The organism is Acinetobacter towneri DSM 14962 = CIP 107472 (genome assembly GCF_000368785.1).
Classification (GTDB): Bacteria; Pseudomonadota; Gammaproteobacteria; order Pseudomonadales; family Moraxellaceae; genus Acinetobacter; species Acinetobacter towneri.
On the sequence record NZ_KB849689.1, the window covers coordinates 449,303 to 468,010 of the forward strand.

At 42.0% G+C, this 18,708-nt stretch carries 17 protein-coding genes; 3 read left to right on the forward strand and 14 right to left on the reverse strand.

Annotated elements, in window-relative coordinates; all coding sequences use genetic code 11:
- Positions 1-76 precede the first annotated feature (76 nt).
- Positions 77-2,581, reverse strand: a complete 2,505-nt coding sequence (plsB, locus tag F947_RS06435) for a glycerol-3-phosphate 1-O-acyltransferase PlsB (protein WP_004973503.1) — start codon at positions 2,579-2,581, stop codon at positions 77-79.
- 242 nt (positions 2,582-2,823) lie between these two features.
- Here plsB and cysK point away from each other — a divergent pair, with 242 nt between their 5' ends.
- Positions 2,824-3,822 carry a cysteine synthase A gene (gene cysK, locus F947_RS06440; RefSeq protein ID WP_004973505.1) on the forward strand — a complete coding sequence of 333 codons (999 nt, stop codon included), beginning with the start codon at positions 2,824-2,826 and terminating at the stop codon, positions 3,820-3,822.
- 180 nt (positions 3,823-4,002) lie between these two features.
- Here the strand turns inward: cysK and F947_RS06445 are convergent, their stop codons facing one another.
- Positions 4,003-4,611: a TetR/AcrR family transcriptional regulator gene (locus tag F947_RS06445; protein WP_004973506.1), complete on the reverse strand. Its 609-nt coding sequence runs from the start codon at positions 4,609-4,611 to the stop codon at positions 4,003-4,005.
- A 438-nt stretch (positions 4,612-5,049) separates the two neighbouring features.
- Here F947_RS06445 and F947_RS06450 point away from each other — a divergent pair, with 438 nt between their 5' ends.
- Positions 5,050-6,219, forward strand: coding sequence for a thiolase family protein (locus F947_RS06450; RefSeq protein ID WP_004973508.1), 1,170 nt, complete (start codon positions 5,050-5,052; stop codon positions 6,217-6,219).
- A 99-nt stretch (positions 6,220-6,318) separates the two neighbouring features.
- Here the strand turns inward: F947_RS06450 and pcaD are convergent, their stop codons facing one another.
- From pcaD to F947_RS06510, 12 genes are all read right to left on the reverse strand, one after another.
- On the reverse strand, positions 6,319-7,098 hold the full coding sequence (gene pcaD, locus F947_RS06455) for a 3-oxoadipate enol-lactonase (protein WP_004973509.1): 780 nt from the start codon (positions 7,096-7,098) through the stop codon (positions 6,319-6,321).
- A gap of 76 nt (positions 7,099-7,174) precedes the next feature.
- On the reverse strand, positions 7,175-8,380 hold the full coding sequence (gene pcaF / locus F947_RS06460; RefSeq protein ID WP_004973512.1) for a 3-oxoadipyl-CoA thiolase: 1,206 nt from the start codon (positions 8,378-8,380) through the stop codon (positions 7,175-7,177).
- A 176-nt stretch (positions 8,381-8,556) separates the two neighbouring features.
- Complete coding sequence (locus F947_RS06465; protein WP_004973516.1) at positions 8,557-9,207, reverse strand: 3-oxoacid CoA-transferase subunit B; 651 nt, start codon at positions 9,205-9,207, stop codon at positions 8,557-8,559.
- Positions 9,208-9,229: 22 nt separating this feature from the next.
- Positions 9,230-9,916, reverse strand: coding sequence for a 3-oxoacid CoA-transferase subunit A (locus tag F947_RS06470; protein WP_004973517.1), 687 nt, complete (start codon positions 9,914-9,916; stop codon positions 9,230-9,232).
- Positions 9,917-9,943: 27 nt separating this feature from the next.
- Entirely contained in the window at positions 9,944-11,164 is a 1,221-nt protein-coding gene (benE, locus tag F947_RS06475) for a benzoate/H(+) symporter BenE (protein ID WP_004973520.1), read from the reverse strand.
- A 59-nt stretch (positions 11,165-11,223) separates the two neighbouring features.
- Positions 11,224-12,009, reverse strand: a complete 786-nt coding sequence (gene benD / locus F947_RS06480; protein WP_004973522.1) for a benzoate diol dehydrogenase BenD — start codon at positions 12,007-12,009, stop codon at positions 11,224-11,226.
- Positions 12,010-12,047: 38 nt separating this feature from the next.
- Entirely contained in the window at positions 12,048-13,064 is a 1,017-nt protein-coding gene (gene benC / locus F947_RS06485; RefSeq protein ID WP_004973523.1) for a benzoate 1,2-dioxygenase electron transfer component BenC, read from the reverse strand.
- A 95-nt stretch (positions 13,065-13,159) separates the two neighbouring features.
- Positions 13,160-13,651 carry a benzoate 1,2-dioxygenase small subunit gene (gene benB, locus F947_RS06490; protein WP_004973525.1) on the reverse strand — a complete coding sequence of 164 codons (492 nt, stop codon included), beginning with the start codon at positions 13,649-13,651 and terminating at the stop codon, positions 13,160-13,162.
- On the reverse strand, positions 13,648-15,036 hold the full coding sequence (gene benA, locus F947_RS06495; protein WP_004973526.1) for a benzoate 1,2-dioxygenase large subunit: 1,389 nt from the start codon (positions 15,034-15,036) through the stop codon (positions 13,648-13,650). The genes benB and benA overlap by 4 nt, the downstream gene beginning before the upstream one ends.
- Before the next feature lie 73 nt (positions 15,037-15,109).
- Positions 15,110-16,030, reverse strand: coding sequence for a catechol 1,2-dioxygenase (gene catA, locus F947_RS06500; protein WP_004973528.1), 921 nt, complete (start codon positions 16,028-16,030; stop codon positions 15,110-15,112).
- 147 nt (positions 16,031-16,177) lie between these two features.
- The gene (gene catC / locus F947_RS06505) at positions 16,178-16,468 is read right to left on the reverse strand and encodes a muconolactone Delta-isomerase (RefSeq protein ID WP_004973530.1); all 291 of its coding nucleotides are present in this window, start codon (positions 16,466-16,468) and stop codon (positions 16,178-16,180) included.
- A gap of 13 nt (positions 16,469-16,481) precedes the next feature.
- Positions 16,482-17,591 carry a muconate/chloromuconate family cycloisomerase gene (locus F947_RS06510; RefSeq protein ID WP_004973532.1) on the reverse strand — a complete coding sequence of 370 codons (1,110 nt, stop codon included), beginning with the start codon at positions 17,589-17,591 and terminating at the stop codon, positions 16,482-16,484.
- 116 nt (positions 17,592-17,707) lie between these two features.
- Between F947_RS06510 and F947_RS06515 the strand changes: the two genes are divergently transcribed.
- Positions 17,708-18,622: a LysR family transcriptional regulator gene (locus F947_RS06515; protein WP_004973533.1), complete on the forward strand. Its 915-nt coding sequence runs from the start codon at positions 17,708-17,710 to the stop codon at positions 18,620-18,622.
- The last annotated feature ends 86 nt before the right edge of the window (positions 18,623-18,708 follow it).

The following is an 18,708-nucleotide window of genomic DNA, read 5'->3' on the forward strand; positions in this document are numbered from 1 at the left end:
TATCAGCCAATCATAAATAATGGGCTGATATTCTAATCAAAAAGTTGATAAAAAAGTGGCTGAGTTACAATAAAACCTATTTTTTCACCTGTTCAAAACTTTTTAATTCTTTCTCACTAAATTCACTCGATGCAGCTAATAACTCGTGAATTTCTGGGTTATACCAAGCAAAGTATTCAGACATTTTGGCACTAAAAGTATCATCTAGGCTTATCTGCGCAGCATTGTGTTGCAACAAGGCTTGCTGATCTAAACTGCTGATAAAACTTTTTAAGGTGGCACTATCAAAATAATATGCAGACTTAAATTGTGCAGAATCTGCAGCGCGTTGTAATACGGTTTTGGTCATTTTTTCCAAAACTTTCAGATTTAAAGGGATGTGTGCGCTATAACGCTGCAAAAGCCCTTGAATCAATACGAAATTATTTAAACTTGGTTTTGCCAGTTCAGCTAAGGCATAGAGTTCATGCTGTGTAGCTGGGTTCGGCTGTAATTGCAGATTTGCTTCTGTAACCCAATTTTGCTGAATAAAGTACGCCACAATTTTTTCGATTTCTTGAGAAAGTTCTTGCGCCGTCCATGCCAAGAAAAACTCTTGCTTCAAATATGGATAAATCGCCTGCAGTTTTTGCATTAAATCTGCGCATGATAATGCTAAATTTTGTTCATTAAACTGCTGCACAATTAATGCTACACACGCAGGCAAAATAAAGCAGTGCAAAATATTATTGCTAAAATAGCTCAATAAGATTTTTTGGCTTTCTGCGACTCGAATCTGTTCTACACCATCTTGGTTATAACGCTCAACTTGTTTAAGTTTTAGCGCATATTCAATAATTTCTTGTGGATTTAAACCCGTAATAATCATACGTGGGTCGTAGCACAATTGTTTGAGCAAACGTCGATATTGTTCAATTCGGGTGAGTAGTTCATCTTGCGTCAATGCGTGCTGATCGGCATTTAATAAAATCAGAGAGATGAGGGCGATTGGGTTAATCACCACAGCTTTATTGATATTTTCCAAAATTGCATGCGCAGTATGATCTACCGTGTGAATCACAGAGGTCGGTAGTTCATCATTTATGTTCAGTTTTACATCGCGTGCTTGGTTGGCAGTTAAAACATCATCTAAAAATACAGGTTCGCCAAAGTTGACATAGACCTGACCAAAGACTTTTTCAATTTTACGGGCAGAATTTAAAATACCCCATAAAGATTCGGCTTCTTTCGGTTTACCGTTTAATTCATTTAAATAGGATGTGCCTTCAATCAGTTTTTCATAACCAAAATATGTCGGAATAAATGCAATTGGTTTGGTTGCTCCGCGTAAATGGCTTTGAATGGTCATCGACAACATGCCTTTTTTCGGCGGTAACAATAAACCTGTACGTGAGCGTCCACCTTCAATGAAGTATTCGAGTGGGGTGTTGCGTGACAATAAACTGTGTAAATATTCTTTAAATACCGAGGTGTATAATTCATTGCCGCTGAAAGTACGGCGAATAAAATACGCACCTGCACCACGCATTAATTGACCCACAATTGGTAAATTTAAATTAATACCTGCTGCAATATGCGGCACCATCAAGCCACGATTAAAAATCACATAAGACAGCAACAAATAGTCGATGTGGCTACGATGACAAGGGGTATAGACGATTTCATAGTCTTTGGCGAGTTCGCGTACCGTGTCAAAGTGATGCACTTCAATGCCATCATAGAGCTGTGTCCAAAGCTTGGTCAGTGCCAGTTCAGCAAAACGCAAAGTCGAATAAGAAAAGTCCGATACAATTTCAGTTAAATAGCTTTTAGCACGGTTTTCTGCTTCAAACATACTGACTTTTTGTTCGATACTTTCTTTACGAATAGCTTGTTGTACTGCTTCACTTTTCATCAACGCATGAATCAAATTACGGCGGTCAGATAAGTCTGGGCCTAAAATCGCTTCTTTGTGTTGATTAAAATTGTGTTCCAGATGTTGCTCAATAAAGTGCGCAGGCGATAAGTGTGGTTGTTGTTGTGTGGCTTGTTCAATAAGCTGACGTAAGGAAATTGCTTTATGAAACTCGATGTAGTTATCACGTGAATAGAGCGAAATATTAATGGTTTGTTTAAGCTTGTTTGGCGTAGACCATGCATCGGCAAATAATGCTTTAAACCAAGAGTCTTCGTATTCGGGTGAACGTCCCCAAAGTACAGTTACGGGAACTAACAACACATCATGTTCAGGATGTTGCTCTAAGGTTTCAATGAGTCGAATCAATTTAGCAGAGTAGTGATAAGCACTGTGCTGTGGGTTTTTCTCACGCAAGACCAAAATGGAATCGTCTTCCTGATGCTCGGCAATGTTTAAAGGCGCATACACAGAAGGTAAACCACGAGATTGCGTCTGCTGATCAATCAATACGGTATTGCTGAGAGAGGCATCTTGTAGCACATAACAAAATTGTGTTTTTTCAGAGCTTTGTGCAACACGATGTTCTAATTCTGCAGTCGTGCCTAATACTTGTGGCGTCACAATCTTATCTAAGATTTTTTTAGTGAAATTACGATAAAGCTGACTGTAACGTTTATTAGACATTGCATTCCCTACATTTTGTTATGTGTTGCTATTGTCAAAAAATAAATAGCGAATTTCAAACCCAAGTGCCGAGAAAATCGACAATTAAACTGAGGTCGTCATCTCTTTATTCTAATTCGCATTTTGTTGAAAGCTAATCATATTTTTGTATAAAACAATTTTCGTGAAACATCGGCAAAAATTTTATAAAAAGGTATGATAATTTAAATTTTGTTTATATAGATATAACTTAGGGAATAATCATGACCACAGATGCAGCTTTTTCAACACCAGCAAATTTAGGGATTGCCGTATATAGCAATAATGCAGAAGCGATTGGTAACACGCCATTGGTACGCATTAACCGTTTAATTTCTGGCGATGCAACGGTTTTAGCCAAAGTGGAAAGCCGTAACCCTGCATTTTCTGTGAAATGCCGTATTGGTGCTGCTTTAATTGCCGATGCTGAAAAACGTGGCGTGTTAAAAGCAGGTATGCATATTGTAGAACCGACCAGCGGTAATACAGGAATCGCTTTGGCATTTGTAGCTGCAGCAAAAGGTTATGAGATTACACTAACGATGCCTGCAAGCATGAGTATTGAGCGCCGTAAGGTGTTGAAAGCGTTGGGTGCAAATTTGGTGCTGACTGAGCCTGCAAAAGGTATGAAAGGCGCGGTGGATGAAGCAGAGCGTTTGGCAACCGAACATCCTGAAACTTATTATTTGCCGCAGCAGTTTAATAACCCTGCCAATCCGCAAATTCATGAAGAAACCACAGGCCCAGAAATTTGGGCAGCAACAGGCGGCAAGGTCGATATTCTTGTTGCAGGTGTAGGTACAGGCGGTACGATTTCTGGTATTTCGCGTTATTTCAAAAAGGTAAAAGGTCAGGCATTGCATACTGTTGCAGTCGAGCCTGCTGAATCTCCAATTATCGCTCAGGCCAAGCGTGGTGAAGCCATTACGCCTGCACCACATAAAATTCAGGGGATTGGCGCTAACTTTATTCCAAAAAACCTAGATTTAGATTTGGTGGATGAAGTGATTGCGATTGAAAGTGCTGAAGCAATTGACTGGGCGCGTAAAACAGCAACCCAAGAAGGTATTTTAGTCGGTATTTCAAGTGGTGCAGCAATGGCTGCTGCTGCAAAATTGGCGGCACGTCCTGAAAATGCAGGTAAAAATATTGTGGTGATTTTACCTGACAGTGGTGAGCGTTATTTATCTTCAGTATTATTTGAAGATATTAGTGCAGAATGATGTGTCTTTAGACAGTCAAAAGAATTTGAAAAATCCCAAAGTTTGAACTTTGGGATTTTTTATTTAGAGAATAAATTTATGAGGTGAGTTAATACGTTCTGAAAAGCAAATTTCTTTCTACTTAGACGCTAATATTTAGCGGGATCAGCAATGAATCCAACGAAGCTAACTATGTAAAAATCAAACAATCGCAGATACTTTATCTGGCGTCATCAGTGCTTGATTAATATATAGCTTGATTAAGCGTTCACGTGACCCAATAGCTTTTTGATAATGGGTAGAATTGAGTAATAACGACGCACCATAAGTTACTGTCCAAATATAAGACAGATAATCACGGATCGACATCGCGCTGTTAAAGGACTCTAAATAGGCTTGGGTGATGTCCTTAATTTCTAAAATACGCTGCTCACGAATATCGTATAACTGTTCAAACAATTCATTTAGTTTACGTTCATTATTGGTTAAGCGTTCTTCAATCGAGTGCAGCAAAATCGTACGGTTGGAATTAAGCATGTTATACAGCATGTACTGCGAAACATAAGTTTGAAAGTTATGGTGATACTGTTTGGAAATATCCAATAAACGCTGTTCATTTAAAATAATTAACTCTAAATAGAGCTGATTTTTACTTTTGAAATATTTATAAATTGTGCCTTTGGCAATATCTAACTCTGCAGCCAACTCACTTAATGTAATATCATTATGATTTTCCAGTAATAAAACCTCAGCCATTGCCAAAATTTTCTCTTTACGACGTCGGAAATTTTCTTGGCGTAGAGTCGTCATCAATCAATATTCCAATTACAACCAATTAAGCATGTTGGAGTCTAGTGCAGTTTGAGCAACTTGAAAATAGCACCAAGGTCTTGAAAAGGTAAGTTTTAACGTATGTTCATCAGTGAACCAATGAATTTAAAAAATATCATGTGAAAAATAGCACAATCCATAAGCCAAATCGGTTGTCAATAAAACTGAACCAAACAGGTCATTTTAGTGAAATAAAATTGGATTTCTAAAACTTTTATTCTATTTTTCATAAGCAAGGCCTAAAAGTCTAAGATCAATCAAGCATAGCAATTCAGCACTTTGCGAGATTGCAATGCTCATCTTTTGATTTACATTTAACGTGAATTACTTGCTAACTCACAGGGATGTTATTTGTAATTTTAAAAAGCATGGCTTTTACGGTAATCACTTTAAAAAGACGGTAATAAGGGACTAAAAATGATTGTAATTGTAGATGCTGTACGTACCGCAATGGGCGGCTTTCAAGGTTCACTGGCAAGTTGTATAGCACCCGATTTAGGCGCGGTTGCAATTCAACACGCAGTTGCACGTGCAGGTTTAAGTGGGACTGACATTGATGAAGTAATTTTTGGTTGTGTATTGCCTGCAGGTTTGAAGCAAGGCCCTGCACGTCAGGCGATGCGTCAAGCGGGTTTACCCGATAGTACAGGTGCAACCACCATCAATAAAATTTGTGGCTCTGGCATGAAAGCTGTTATGCAGGCAGCCGATGCTATTCAGGCAGGTTCAGCGCAGATTGTGGTCGCTGGCGGTATGGAATCTATGTCGAATGCGCCGTATTTGCTAGATAAAGCACGTGCAGGTTTCCGTATGGGACACGGCAAAGTCACAGACCACATGTTTCAGGAGGGTTTAGAAGATGCTGAAACAGGCTTGTCGATGGGCGTGCTGGCGCAAGACATGGCAGACAAGAAAAACTATACCCGTGAGCAGCAGGATGAATACGCAATTCGCTCTTTAAACCGCGCGGTAGAAGCCATTCAAAACGGTTATTTTAAAAATGAAATCGTGCCTGTCACTGTTCATTCACGTAAAGGTGATGTGATTGTCGATCAGGATGAACAACCGTTAAATGCCAAAGTCGATAAAATTAGCAGTTTGCGTCCCGCATTTAAAAAAGATGGCACGATTACAGCCGCCAATGCCAGCTCTATTTCAGATGGCGCATCTGCTCTGGTGATTACATCAGATGTGGTTGCGGCAGAGCGTGGCTTAAAACCGCTTGCAAAAGTTGTGGCATACGCGACACATTCACAACATCCTTCTGAGTTTACTCTTGCTCCTGTAGGGGCGATTCAAAAAGTGCTAGATAAAGCAGGGTGGTCGGTTGCCGATGTAGATTTGTGGGAAATTAATGAAGCCTTTGCCATGGTAACCATGCTTGCGATAGATGCTTTTGATTTAGACCCTGCCAAAGTGAATATTCAGGGTGGTGCATGTGCTTTGGGGCATCCTCTAGGTTCTTCAGGTTCACGTATTATTGTGACGCTCATTCATGCATTGCAACGTATAGGCGCGAAAAAAGGCGTGGCATCTTTATGTATTGGCGGTGGTGAAGCCACAGCGATTGCGGTGGAGTTAGTTTAAGTCCAGCTCGTCTAACTGCAGATTCATCTATAAAAAATAGAGTTCTCGAAAGAACTCTATTTTTTTAACTTTTAACTTATTAACAATAACAATGAAGTTTTATGCTTGGATAAACTGCTTCACTGCTTGGTTAAATTCATTTGGCAATTCTACGTTAGAAATGTGCGATGCATTGATTTCAAACAATTGGCTATTGGCAATACGTTCAACCATAAATTGACCATCGACAACTGTTGTCACAGGGTCTTGCTGACCTGCAACCACTAAAACAGGCACAGTGATGTCTTTAAGTTGTTCACGTACATCCGCTTTAGCCAAAGCTTCGCAACAGCTCGCATAACCTTCGGCGCTGCCAGCTGCCAAGTCGTTTTGAAGATTGTTGACCACTGTCGCGTTGCTTTGGATAAAGGGTTCAGTAAACCAGCGTGATGCTGCAGTCGAAGCAATCGGTTGTAAACCTTGTTCACGTACCAATGCGGCACGGTCATTCCAAGCCTGTTCTTGACCAATTTTTGCCGCAGTATTACACACCACCACCTGATTAAAACGCTCTGGACGATGAATCGCTAACCATTGACCTGTTAAACCACCCATGGAAATACCACAGAAAGCCGCTTTTTCAATATTCAAGTGGTCAAGTAGATTTACAACATCTTGCCCCAATTGATCAATGCTATATGGGCCTTGTGGCGCAGATGAAGCACCATGACCACGGGTGTCATAACAAATCACAAAGAAATCTTGCTGGAAAAAATCAATCTGTGCTTGCCACATTTTGAAGTTGGTTCCGAGCGAGTTTGAAAAAATCAGTGCAGGTTTTGCAGCATCACCAAAAGTTTGGTAATTGATTTGTGCATCATTTGATGTAAATGTTGGCATTTTTTATATCCTAGGCTTTTTAATCCTCTCTCGATCCCTCCTTTAAAAAAAGGAGGGAGGAAAGAGCATTCAGCGATTAAACACGTTCAATGATCAAAGCAATACCTTGACCGACACCAATACACATTGAACATAGACCGTATTTACCGCCTGTTTGTTCAAGTTGGTTCAGTGCAGTCGTCACCAGACGCGCACCTGATGCACCTAGTGGGTGACCTAGAGCAATTGCGCCACCATTTGGATTGACTTTTTCTGAACCATCTTCAATACCCAAATCACGGGTACAAGCCAAAGCTTGTGCTGCAAAGGCTTCGTTCAGTTCAATCACATCCATTTGCTCAAGGCTCAAACCTGTTTGTGCCAATAATTTTTTAATGGCAGGTGCAGGACCAAAACCCATAATGCGTGGTTCAACACCCACAACAGTCGAACCAATAATTTTGGCACGTGGTTTTAAACCGTGTTGTGCTACCGCTTCTTCAGATGCAATGAGTAGGGCAGCTGCACCATCGTTAATGCCTGACGCATTACCCGCAGTTACAGTACCTTCAGCTTTTACTACAGGCTTCAATTTTGCCAAAGCTTCTGCTGTGGTTGATGCACGCGGGTGCTCGTCTGTAGATACAACTACAGGTTCACCTTTACGTTGTGGAATTTCCACCGCAATAATTTCTTTATCAAAGAAACCACGTGCTTGTGCAGCTGCTGTACGTTGCTGGCTAGTTAAAGCAAACAAGTCTTGATCGGCACGGTTAATATTGAACTGTTCCGCTACGTTTTCAGCGGTTTGCGGCATAGTTTCTACGCCGTACATTTCTTTAAGTTTTGGGTTAATGAAACGCCAGCCCATAGTGGTGTCTTCAATTTTCTGACTACGACCATAAGCAGATTCTGATTTGCCCATTACAAATGGTGCGCGGCTCATTGATTCTACACCGCCTGCAATAATTAAGTTGGCTTCACCTGCTTTAATTGCACGTGCAGCCATTGCAATAGCGTCAAGCGATGAGCCACATAAACGGTTCACAGTGGTTGCAGGCACTTGGTACGGTAAACCTGCTAAAAGTGCAGACATACGACCTACGTTACGGTTATCTTCACCAGCTTGGTTGGCACAGCCGTAAATCACGTCATCAACCAGTTCCCATTTAACTGATTGGTTGCGTTGCATAAGGGCTTTGATTGGGAGAGCGCCTAAGTCATCTGCACGTAAAGGTGCTAAACCACCTGCATAACGACCAAATGGGGTACGGATGGCATCAATGATATATGCGTTTTTCATGGAGTATTCTCTTCTTTATAAAGTTCCCTCTCCTTTGAAGGAGAGGGTTAGGGAGAGGATGTTTGGAAATTCCCTTCATCCTAACCTTCGCCCTGAGCCATATATGGCGCAAGAGAAGGAACGTTCAATCTCTATTCAATGCGTCGTTTAAAATAGCGATGTCTGTCTATTTATACTCATTGGGTCGCATCAATCAGTTTAGCGCCAGTTAAAGATTGCAGCTCTTCAAAGCTTAAGCCTTCAACTTTCTCAATCACTTTCATGCCTTCAGGAGTGACGTCAATCACGCACAAGTCTGTGTAAATGCGGTCTACACATTTTAAACCTGTTGCAGGATAAGTTAGTTCAGCCACAATTTTAGCTTCGCCTTTTTTGGTCACGTGGTCAGTCGTAATAAAGACTTTTTTTGCACCAACTGCCAAGTCCATTGCACCGCCTACGGCAGGAATGGCATCTGGAGCGCCAGTGTGCCAGTTTGCTAAGTCGCCATTTTCAGCGACTTGGAATGCACCTAGTACTGCGATGTCTAAGTGACCACCACGCATCATGGCAAATGAGTCACCATGATGGAAGAATGAACCGCCTGTGAGCATGGTGACGAACTCTTTACCCGCGTTGATCAGTTCAGGGTCTTCTTCGCCTGCAGGTGGTGGTGGACCAAATGCCAATAAACCATTTTCAGAGTGTAAGAATACGTCTTTGTCTGAAGGCAGGTAGTTAGAAATTTTAGTTGGTAAGCCAATGCCAAGGTTGACATAAGCACCGTCTGGAATGTCTTGCGCCACACGTTCAGCAATTTGATCACGTGTTAATTTGGTATAGCTCATGATGTTCTCCTTCACGTGACAGTTATGCAGATTGTTCAGGTTGTTTTGCGCCAACGGCAACAACGTGCTGAACGAAAATACCCGGAGTGATGATGTGTTCAGGTTCTAACGCGCCTAACTCAACCACTTCAGAAACCTGTGCAATTGTCACATCGGCAGCCATCGCCATGATTGGGCCAAAGTTACGTGCAGATTTACGGTACACCAAGTTACCCCAACGGTCGCCTTGCTGTGCTTTAATTAAAGCAAAGTCTGCGCGGATTGGGTTTTCTAGTACGTAGTCTTTACCTTCATAATTTAAGGTTGGTTTGCCTTCTGCAAGTAAAGTACCAAAACCTGTAGGGGTATAGATTGGACCTAGACCCATACCTGCAGCCTGAATACGGCATGCCAAGTTACCTTGCGGCACCAGTTCAAGCTCGATTTTGCCTGCGCGGTAAAGTTCATCAAATACCCAAGAGTCAGACTGACGTGGGAATGAACAGATAATTTTACGTACCGCGCCAGCTTTTAGCAGTTTCGCTAAACCGTAGTCACCATTACCTGCGTTGTTGTTTACAATAATTAAATCTTTGATGCCAAGTTCAATCAAACCATCAATGAGTTCCGCTGGCTGACCTGCGGTACCAAAACCACCAATCATGATGGTTGAACCATCTTTAATTTGCGAAAGGACTTCTGTTAAAGAAGTTTGACTTTTATCAATCATAATGTGTCCTAGACAATTGCCTGTCCATTAACTTTTGGAACTTTGAGTTGAAGGTAGGGGTGCTGCTGAGTTGTCGCGTTTGGTTAATACCCAATGTGCGATCAAACCAATACAGATGCCCCAAAATACAGAACTTAGCCCTAAAAACTGCATGCCAGAGGCAGTTGCTAAAAAGGTGATGAGGGCTGCATCACGCTGTGATTCTTTACTCATTGCAACTGAAATATTGGTGGCAATTGCACCCAAAAGTGCAAGTCCAGCCAAAGCTGCAATCAGTTCTTTGGGCAATAGGCTAAATAGCATGACGATGCTACCCGCAAATAACCCACCTAAAATATAGAAAATACCGTTTGCAACACCTGCAATATATCGCTTTTCTTTCAGTTCGTGCGCATCTTTACCTAAGCATAATGCTGCAGTAATAGAGGCAAGTACAATGGTAATTCCTCCCACACACGCAACGGCAAGAGAAGCGATACTGGTCGCACTAATAATAGGCTTAGCAGGCATGTCATAACCGCTAATTTTAATAATTGCCATACCCGGTAAAAACTGCCCAGACAAGCTGACTAAAATTAAAGGTAATGCCAAGTTTAAGGTTGAATTCCACGTCCATTCAGGTGCAATAAACTGTGGAATTGCCAAACTAAAATTGGTGGTGACAGGGTTAATTTTACCGAGCATTAAGCTGAGTATAATGCCTGCAGCAAGCACCCAAATCATGGCGTAACGTGGACTAAAACGCTTTGCCAATAAAAATACCGCTAGCATCCCAAATACAATGTATGGCAGGGTATCGGTTGCAGTAAATAAGCCTAAGCCAAATTGAACCAAAATACCTGCCATCATGCCTGCTGCGACTTCTTGCGGAATCCAAGACAGGAGTTTGTCAAAATAACCTGTGATTCCAATCAAAAAAATCACCACAGCAGAGGTGATGTAGGCTGCAACTGCTTCATTCAGGGTAATATCGGGAAACAGTGTGACCAGCAATGCGGTACCGGGTGCAGACCAAGCGGTGACCACAGGCACTTTGTATTTAATGGACAAAAAGATACCTGCGACAGCAGCACCAATAGAAATTCCCCAAATCCATGAAATCATCATGTCTGGGGAAACTTGGGCTTGCTGTGCCGCTTGGAAAAAGATGATCAATGGCCCTGAATAGGAGATCAGCACTGCTAAGAATCCTGCAACAGTGGCTGAAATTGACCAGTCATTTTTTAAAGTTTGGAACAGGTGACTCATTGACGATTTGCCTCCTTGCGTCAAGCAATGATCCTGTTGAAGTTGGTCATGATCTTGGCTTAGCCCTGATCACCACCACCTACAGGTACAACGGTACCTGTCATGTACGATGACTCATCAGAAGCAAGGAACAGAATCGCATTCACTTGTTCCTGAATGGTGCCATAGCGACCCAAGAAGGTACGATCAATGGTTTGATCGACCACTTGTTGCATCCACTCTTTTTCAGATTCTGAAAGTGGGTTGGCATTACGTGGCACTTTACGTGGTGGCGCTTCTGTACCGCCAGTTGCAATAGCATTCACACGAATACCATCTTTGGCATGTTCAAAGGCGAGGGAAGCGGTTAAACCGTTTACACCACCTTTAGACGCCGAATATGGCACGCGGTTAATACCACGTGTTGCAATTGAAGATACGTTTACAATGGTACCTTTCTGGTTTTTCACCATTTCAGGCAATACTGCGCGGCAGCACCACATAGTAGGGAACAATGAACGATTCACTTCTTTGATAATTTCTTCTTCAGAAAATTCTTCAAAAGGTTTCATCCAAATTGCACCGCCTACGTTGTTGATGAGCACATCAACACGACCATAGGTTTCAAGTGCTTTAGCAACCACAGATTCTGCACCTGCAAAAGTTTCAAGGTTGGCTTTTACGGTTACTGCATCGCCACCGTGTTCTTCAATTTCGGCCAACACTTCTTCTACATAGGGAGAAAGGTCTGCCATAACCACTTGGGCACCTTCACTCGCCACTTGTAAAGCCACACCGCGACCAATGCCTTGAGCGGCACCAGTCACGATTACAACTTTGTTTTCAAATCTTTTTGTGCGATTCATTGTATTCTCCGACTATGTTTCTAGACTGTATAACAAACTTAGTTGGCAGAGAATTTTTCAAATAGGAAGCTTGCAGGTTTAACACCTTCTGCATCTAACCAGCCACGTACCGCTTCTACCATTGGCACTGGACCACATAGGTAGATGTCTACATCACCACCGTTGAGCCATTCGTTTTCGATATGGCCAGTCACGTAACCTTTACGCTCGTGTGCAGATTCTGGATTTGCCACTACAGTGCGGTACTCGAACCAAGAGAATTTTTCTTGTAGTTCGTTTAATTTTTCAATTGCAATCAAGTCAAAGTCATTGGTCACACCAAAAACTAAACGTACAGGGTGCTCAGAACCTTTTTCTTCAAGTACTTGCAGCATAGACATAAATGGTGCGATACCTGTACCACCTGCTAACATCACTACAGGGCGTGCTACATTACGTAAGTAGAAGCTACCAAATGGACCCGTAAAGGTCATTTTGTCGCCAGCTTTGGCATTTTGGCTTAAGAATTCGCTCATTTTGCCGTTTGGTACGTTACGTACTACAAAACCAGTTAAGCGGTTACCAGGCTTAGAGCTGAAAGAATATGAACGGGTTTCTGTTGTACCAGGAATACCCACATTCACGTATTGACCTGCAAGGAAGTGAATGTCTGGTTGACCTTCATCTAACTGAATGTCAAAAGTAATGGTCGAGTCAGATAAGTTTTCGACACGAGCCAAAGTACCTTCAAATGCATGAATTTCAGTTTTACATACATCAGAAGTTGCTTGAATTTGGAATACTGCGTCAGAAGTTGGTTTACATTGGCATGCAAGAATGTAGCCTTGTTCAGCTTCTTCTGGTGTCAATGCATCTTCAATATAAGTTTCTTCAGGCATGTCATACGAACCTGATTCACAAAACGCACGGCACGTTCCACATGCACCGTCACGGCAGTCCAAAGGAATATTGATCTTTTGACGGTAAGCTGCGTCTGACAGTGTTTCACCATCTGTAACAGAAATAAAACGTGTAACGCCATCTTCAAATTGAAGTGCAACATTGTGGTTTGACATGGCTGAATATCCTATATAAATCTTTGAAACTAGACCTTTCAGCCAAGATTCCATCTGGCTGAAAGGTTTTTACCTTGCTGTAAATGAATACAGTCTTAGAGGTGATAAATGTCGATTACTTGGTTGATGTAATCGTTTTTCAGCACCACGTACTTGCTTAAAATTTGTGGTTTGTCGCCAGAAAAGTCGATTTCGTAGCGTGACATACCAAAGTAGCTGTAGTTGGTTTTGTAACGGAAACTCAAGGTGTTCCAGTTAAAACGTACAGTCACTTTATTGCCATCACGTTCAACAATTTCAATGTTGTTGATGTTGTGGCTCGTACGTGTGTCTGGCATGGTTGCAGACGAACGTTCAGTTTTGATACGGAACACACGGTCTTCCAAACCTTGACGGTCTGGGTAGTAAATCAAAGATATTTCAGACTGTGGATCTGTGGTTAATTGGTCATCGTCATCCCAAGCTGGCATCCAGAAAGAAGCAGTAGGAGCGTAGCACTGTAACCACTCATCCCATTGCTCATCATCTAAAAAGCGAGCTTCTTGATAAAGGAACTGCGCAACTTTTTCTAAAGTGATGTCGCTCATGCGTTTTCTCCTTCAGTAGATGCCGCAATTTCTTTTTCAGTTGCGATGCCTTGTTTGATGAGTTCTAACCAGTGTTGGTGCTGAGCAAGGTATAAACCTTCGTCTTCAGTTTTAATACCTGAAAGTTTTGGTTTTAAACCAATTTCGTTGGCTGCATCGTCTGGACCTTGGATCCAATGCTTAGAACCACGGCACATATCGTTCCACTCAAGTGCGATACCTGCGTAGCCAACTTGACATGCACGGAATTCTTCAAGATCGTCTGGTGTAGCCATACCTGATGCGTTAAAGAAGTCTTCGTACTGACGAATACGGCGTGCGCGTGCTTCTGGCTCTTCACCTACAGGTGCGATACAGTAAATTGTCACTTCAGTCTTATCGACAGAAAGAGGACGTAACACACGAATTTGTGAACCGAACTGATCCATGAAGTACACGTTTGGATAGATACACAAGTTACGTGAACGCTCGATCATCCATTTCGCCATTGCTTCACCGAATTGCTCGGTGTATTCATCTTTCTTGGCAAAGTTAGGACGGTCTTCTGGGTTAGCCCATTGAGTCCAAAGGAGCATGTGACCATTTTCAAAGCCGTAAGAACCACCGCCTTGTTTGCCCCATGAACCTGCGCTCATTGCACGGATGTTATCGCCAGCTTCTTTTTCTTTACGTTGCTGAGTTGTTGCAGCGTAGTTCCAGTGTACTGCAGACACGTGGTAACCATCGGCACCGTTTTCAGCAGTTAACTTCCAGTTACCTTCATAGGTGTAAGTCGAAGAACCACGTAAAACTTCAAGACCTTGTTGAGATTGACCCACAATCATGTCAATGATTTTAGTCGCTTCGCCTAGGTATTCTTCTAAAGAAGGAACATCTGGGTTTAAGCTACCAAACAAGAAACCTTTATAGCTTTCAAAGCGGGCAACTTTTTTCAAGTCGTGTGAACCGTCTTTGTTAAAGCAATCTGAATAACCTGCATCTGCTGGGTCTTTTACTTTTAACAACTTACCAGAGTTGTTGAAAGTCCAACCGTGGAATGGGCAAGTATAAGTTGCTTTGTTACCACGCTTGTAACGACATAATTGTGCACCACGGTGTGAACACGAGTTGATCATGGCATTCAATTCGCCATTGCGGTTACGCGCAATGATGACTGGCTGACGACCAATGTAAGTGGTGTAGTAGTCATTGTTGTTTGGAATTTGGCTTTCATGTGCCAAATAAACCCAGTTGCCTTCAAAAATGTATTTCATTTCTAGGTCAAACAGGGCTTGGTCTGTGAATACTGAACGGTGTAATTTAAATTCACCAGATTCAAAATCATCAACCAATAATTTGTCAATACGGTCTAAGTGGCTAGTATTGATAACAGGAATACGAGGCATGTCCTTTCTCCGACTTTCCAAGGAGGGCAGTCATCGGGATGGGGCAACGACCACATCCCGATTCCATTTCAAATTATGCGCTTGCGCGGCGACGTTCAACTTCAGTAGAAGGAACGCCAGCTTGATCTTTCTGAAGAACAATGTTGAACTGGATGTGTTTGAAAGGACCTTTCAGACCACGTTTTGCAATTTCAGCTTCATCAGTCACGTCAACCGCAGTTGCCACCAGACCTTCACGAGTCGCGAATGCAAAGTCATCCCACAGGTATTGGTCGCCTTCAATATTGAATTGAGTAGTCAGCTTGCGGTAACCCGGTGCAGATACGAAGTAATGTACGTGCGATGGACGGTTACCGTGACGGCCTAGCTTGTCCAGTACAAACTGAGTTGTACCTTCTGGAGGGCAGCCATAACCCACTGGCATTGTCGTCAATGCAGTATATTGACCATCGGCAGCGGTAATGATGCTGCGACGCAGGTTAAAGTCAGACTGTGACTTGTCAAAGAATGAGTAGTTGCCCAGGCTGTTGGCATGCCAGATTTCAACTTTAGCACCTTCAACACGGTTGCCGTCAGTATCAGTCACTGTACCTTCAATGATCAGCGTCGGGATTTTGCCTTCTTCAGAACCATCGTCCATACGCGCAAAGCTTACTGTTTCAGGTGCGCCAGAGACATAAAGTGGACCTTCAATCGTACGTGGCGTACCGCCAGTAATGCCTGCTTTAGCATCCGCTTCATCAGCACGTAAGTCTAGGTAGTGTTCCAGACCCAAACCTGCAGCCAATAAACCTAATTCGTTCGCTTGACCGGCATCAGTAAAGTATTCCAGACCTTTCCACAGTTCTGACTGAGAAATATCAAGATCTTCGATCGCTTGGAAAAGGTCACCCAATAAACGCACAACAACTTGTTGTACACGTTCATCTACAGGGCCTGTCGCTGTATCAACGTTCATTTGCTTAACTAATGCATCAATTTCTTGGCGATTCATTTTCATTCTCCTTGGAGGTGTGCTTTGGTGGCGAATATCTCTGGACTAAAAACGAGATAATTGGCTGCCACTTTCCTTGTTTACTTGGTTTGCTAAATGTTTACTTTGGTGCTGGAGTAAGGTGCTTACTCCAGTTTCCGAATTAAATCAGGTGTCATCTTCACGAATTGATGAAGGGTGGCGGTTCAATGCCATCACTTCAATATTCATGTAAGGGTAGAGCGGAAGACCTTGCAGAATGTTGTGCAGTTCTTCGTTGCTCTCTACATTAAAAATACTGATGTTTGAATATTGGCCAGTAATACGCCAAATATGACGCCACTTGCCTTGACGCTGTAATTCCTGCGAATATGCTTTTTCAACGGCTTTAATTTCGTTAGCTGTTTCAGCTGGCATATCCAATGGAATGTTTACATCCATACGTACGTGGAAAAGCATGGGTTTCTCCTAATTACTGACGACGCAAGTTGTCAATTTTGTCTTCATCCAACTCAATACCTAAACCTGCACCTGTTGGAAGGTGTAATTCAAAGTCTTGGTACTGAAGTGGAGTTTTTAAAATTTCTTCGGTCAGCAATAACGGACCAAATAATTCTGTGCCATAAGCTAAATTCTGGAAGGTCGAGAACACATGCGCAGATGCAATCGTGCCGACAGGGCCTTCAAGCATTGTGCCGCCATATAGGTCGATGCCTGCCAACTGTGCAATTGTTGCAACTTCACAACCTTCGATTAGACCCGCAGATTGGGCAACTTTAACTGCAAATACAGATGCAGCATTACGTTTTGCCAATTGATAAGCGCTTTGTGGGCCCATCAATGATTCATCTGCCATGATGGCAATATCAAATTTACGTGTTAAACGCTCCATGGCATCAATGTTGTCAATTGCACATGGTTGTTCAATTAAATCGACACCACCATCTTGTAAAAGCTGGATGCCTTTAATTGCTTCAAGTTCTGACCAAGCACGGTTTACGTCTACACGAATAGAAACGTCTTTACCCAATGCTTGTTTGATTGCCAATACGTGTTCTACATCTTGCTCTACTGGGCGTGAACCGATTTTGAGCTTGAATGTGTTGTGGCGTTTAGCCGCAATCATTTTTTGTGCTTCAGCGATGTCTTTTTCTGTATCGCCAGATGCAAGTACCCATAACACAGGAACCGAGTTGCGTAGGCGACCACCTAAAATTTCACTTAAAGGTTGGTTTAAGCGCTGCGCTTGAATATCTAATAAAGCAGTTTGAATGGCACATTTCGCGAAACGGTTGCCATTGATATTCTTTTTAATGACCTGTAAAGTTTGCGCAACATTCAAGCCAGCTAAAGTTTTTAGCAATGATGCGAAATATGTTTCGATATTGGTTTTTACGCTTTCTGGGCTTTCTTCACCATAGCCCAAGCCGCCAATCGTGGTTGCTTCGCCCCAGCCAACAAAACCATCTTCAGTGGTGATTTTGACTAATACAAGGGTTTGGGTTTGCATGGTTGCAACCGCCATCTTGTGTGGACGGATGGTTGGTATTTCCACCAGCAAAGTTTCTACTGACTTATACATGGTTTGCCCTTCATATCATTGCTTTATTACAGTTATGTGATATACCTTAAAAGAATAAATTGCATTGGTCGAAGATCAAATATGCATTTTTTTATACTTAAAAGGTATTTTGAGCTATGGAACTCAGACATTTACGTTATTTTGTTGCTGTTGTAGAAGAGCAAAGTTTCACCAAGGCAGCAGAAAAACTCTTTATTGCTCAACCACCTTTGAGCAGACAGATCCAAAATTTAGAACAAGAGCTTGGAATTCAACTATTTGAGCGTGGAAGTAGACCGCTTAAGACCACCGAAGCAGGCCAATTCTTTTACCAACATGCCGTTAAACTTTTGTCTAATGCGGAAGAAATCAAGTCGATGACAAAACGTGTCGGTATTGCTGGTCGTACTGTGACTATTGGCTTCGTTGGTTCTTTATTGTTCGGATTATTGTCAAGAATTGTGTATTTGTTTAAGCAGCAGCATCCGCATTTAAAAATAGAAATGGTGGAAATGACCACCAATGACCAAATTCAGGCACTTAAAGAAGGGCGCATAGATGTTGGATTTGGACGCTTAAGAATTTCTGATCCTGCAGTTAAACGTATCTTATTACGTGCAGAACGCTTGATGGTTGCAGTACATTCGAGCCACCCATTTGCGGCACAAAAAGAAGGTGTATATTTGGCGGATGTTGTTGATCAACAACTATTTTTATATCCAAATCACAACAAGCCAAACTTCTCTACCCAAATTCGTGGCGTGTTTTCTGAGTATGGTTTAGAACCTCGCAAAATTCGTGAAGTGTGTGAATTACAATTGGCGTTGGGTTTTGTTGCTGCAGGTGAGGGCTTGTGTATCGTGCCAGAAAGCGCACAAAGTATTCATTTGGCACATTTGCACTTTATACCTTTATTAGATGACTCGGCTGTAAGTCCTGTGTTTATGGCAATTCGTAATATGGATGAAAGTGAAGACATTCGATCTTTGTTTGACTGCATTTATCAAGTTTATGATTTGGAAGCATTTACTTATGATCGCAATGTATTCTAGTAAAGCCATATAAAACAAATATTTATAACTATATTTTTTATATAAAAGCACAGATATTTTTAACAAAATACTGTTATGTGAATTGC

What these genes read in the sequence shown, in the direction of transcription:
- catA (WP_004973528.1), bottom strand. Translation starts at nt 16,030, where the DNA reads ATGAATCGCCAAGAAATTGATGCATTAGTTAAGCAAATGAACGTTGAT.
- pcaF (WP_004973512.1), bottom strand. Translation starts at nt 8,380, where the DNA reads ATGAAAAACGCATATATCATTGATGCCATCCGTACCCCATTTGGTCGT.
- cysK (WP_004973505.1), top strand. Translation starts at nt 2,824, where the DNA reads ATGACCACAGATGCAGCTTTTTCAACACCAGCAAATTTAGGGATTGCC.
- benD (WP_004973522.1), bottom strand. Translation starts at nt 12,009, where the DNA reads ATGAATCGCACAAAAAGATTTGAAAACAAAGTTGTAATCGTGACTGGT.
- benA (WP_004973526.1), bottom strand. Translation starts at nt 15,036, where the DNA reads ATGCCTCGTATTCCTGTTATCAATACTAGCCACTTAGACCGTATTGAC.
- F947_RS06470 (WP_004973517.1), bottom strand. Translation starts at nt 9,916, where the DNA reads ATGATTGATAAAAGTCAAACTTCTTTAACAGAAGTCCTTTCGCAAATT.
- benB (WP_004973525.1), bottom strand. Translation starts at nt 13,651, where the DNA reads ATGAGCGACATCACTTTAGAAAAAGTTGCGCAGTTCCTTTATCAAGAA.
- F947_RS06465 (WP_004973516.1), bottom strand. Translation starts at nt 9,207, where the DNA reads ATGAGCTATACCAAATTAACACGTGATCAAATTGCTGAACGTGTGGCG.
- catC (WP_004973530.1), bottom strand. Translation starts at nt 16,468, where the DNA reads ATGCTTTTCCACGTACGTATGGATGTAAACATTCCATTGGATATGCCA.
- F947_RS06450 (WP_004973508.1), top strand. Translation starts at nt 5,050, where the DNA reads ATGATTGTAATTGTAGATGCTGTACGTACCGCAATGGGCGGCTTTCAA.
- benE (WP_004973520.1), bottom strand. Translation starts at nt 11,164, where the DNA reads ATGAGTCACCTGTTCCAAACTTTAAAAAATGACTGGTCAATTTCAGCC.
- benC (WP_004973523.1), bottom strand. Translation starts at nt 13,064, where the DNA reads ATGTCAAACCACAATGTTGCACTTCAATTTGAAGATGGCGTTACACGT.
- pcaD (WP_004973509.1), bottom strand. Translation starts at nt 7,098, where the DNA reads ATGCCAACATTTACATCAAATGATGCACAAATCAATTACCAAACTTTT.
- F947_RS06510 (WP_004973532.1), bottom strand. Translation starts at nt 17,591, where the DNA reads ATGTATAAGTCAGTAGAAACTTTGCTGGTGGAAATACCAACCATCCGT.
- F947_RS06515 (WP_004973533.1), top strand. Translation starts at nt 17,708, where the DNA reads ATGGAACTCAGACATTTACGTTATTTTGTTGCTGTTGTAGAAGAGCAA.
- plsB (WP_004973503.1), bottom strand. Translation starts at nt 2,581, where the DNA reads ATGTCTAATAAACGTTACAGTCAGCTTTATCGTAATTTCACTAAAAAA.
- F947_RS06445 (WP_004973506.1), bottom strand. Translation starts at nt 4,611, where the DNA reads ATGACGACTCTACGCCAAGAAAATTTCCGACGTCGTAAAGAGAAAATT.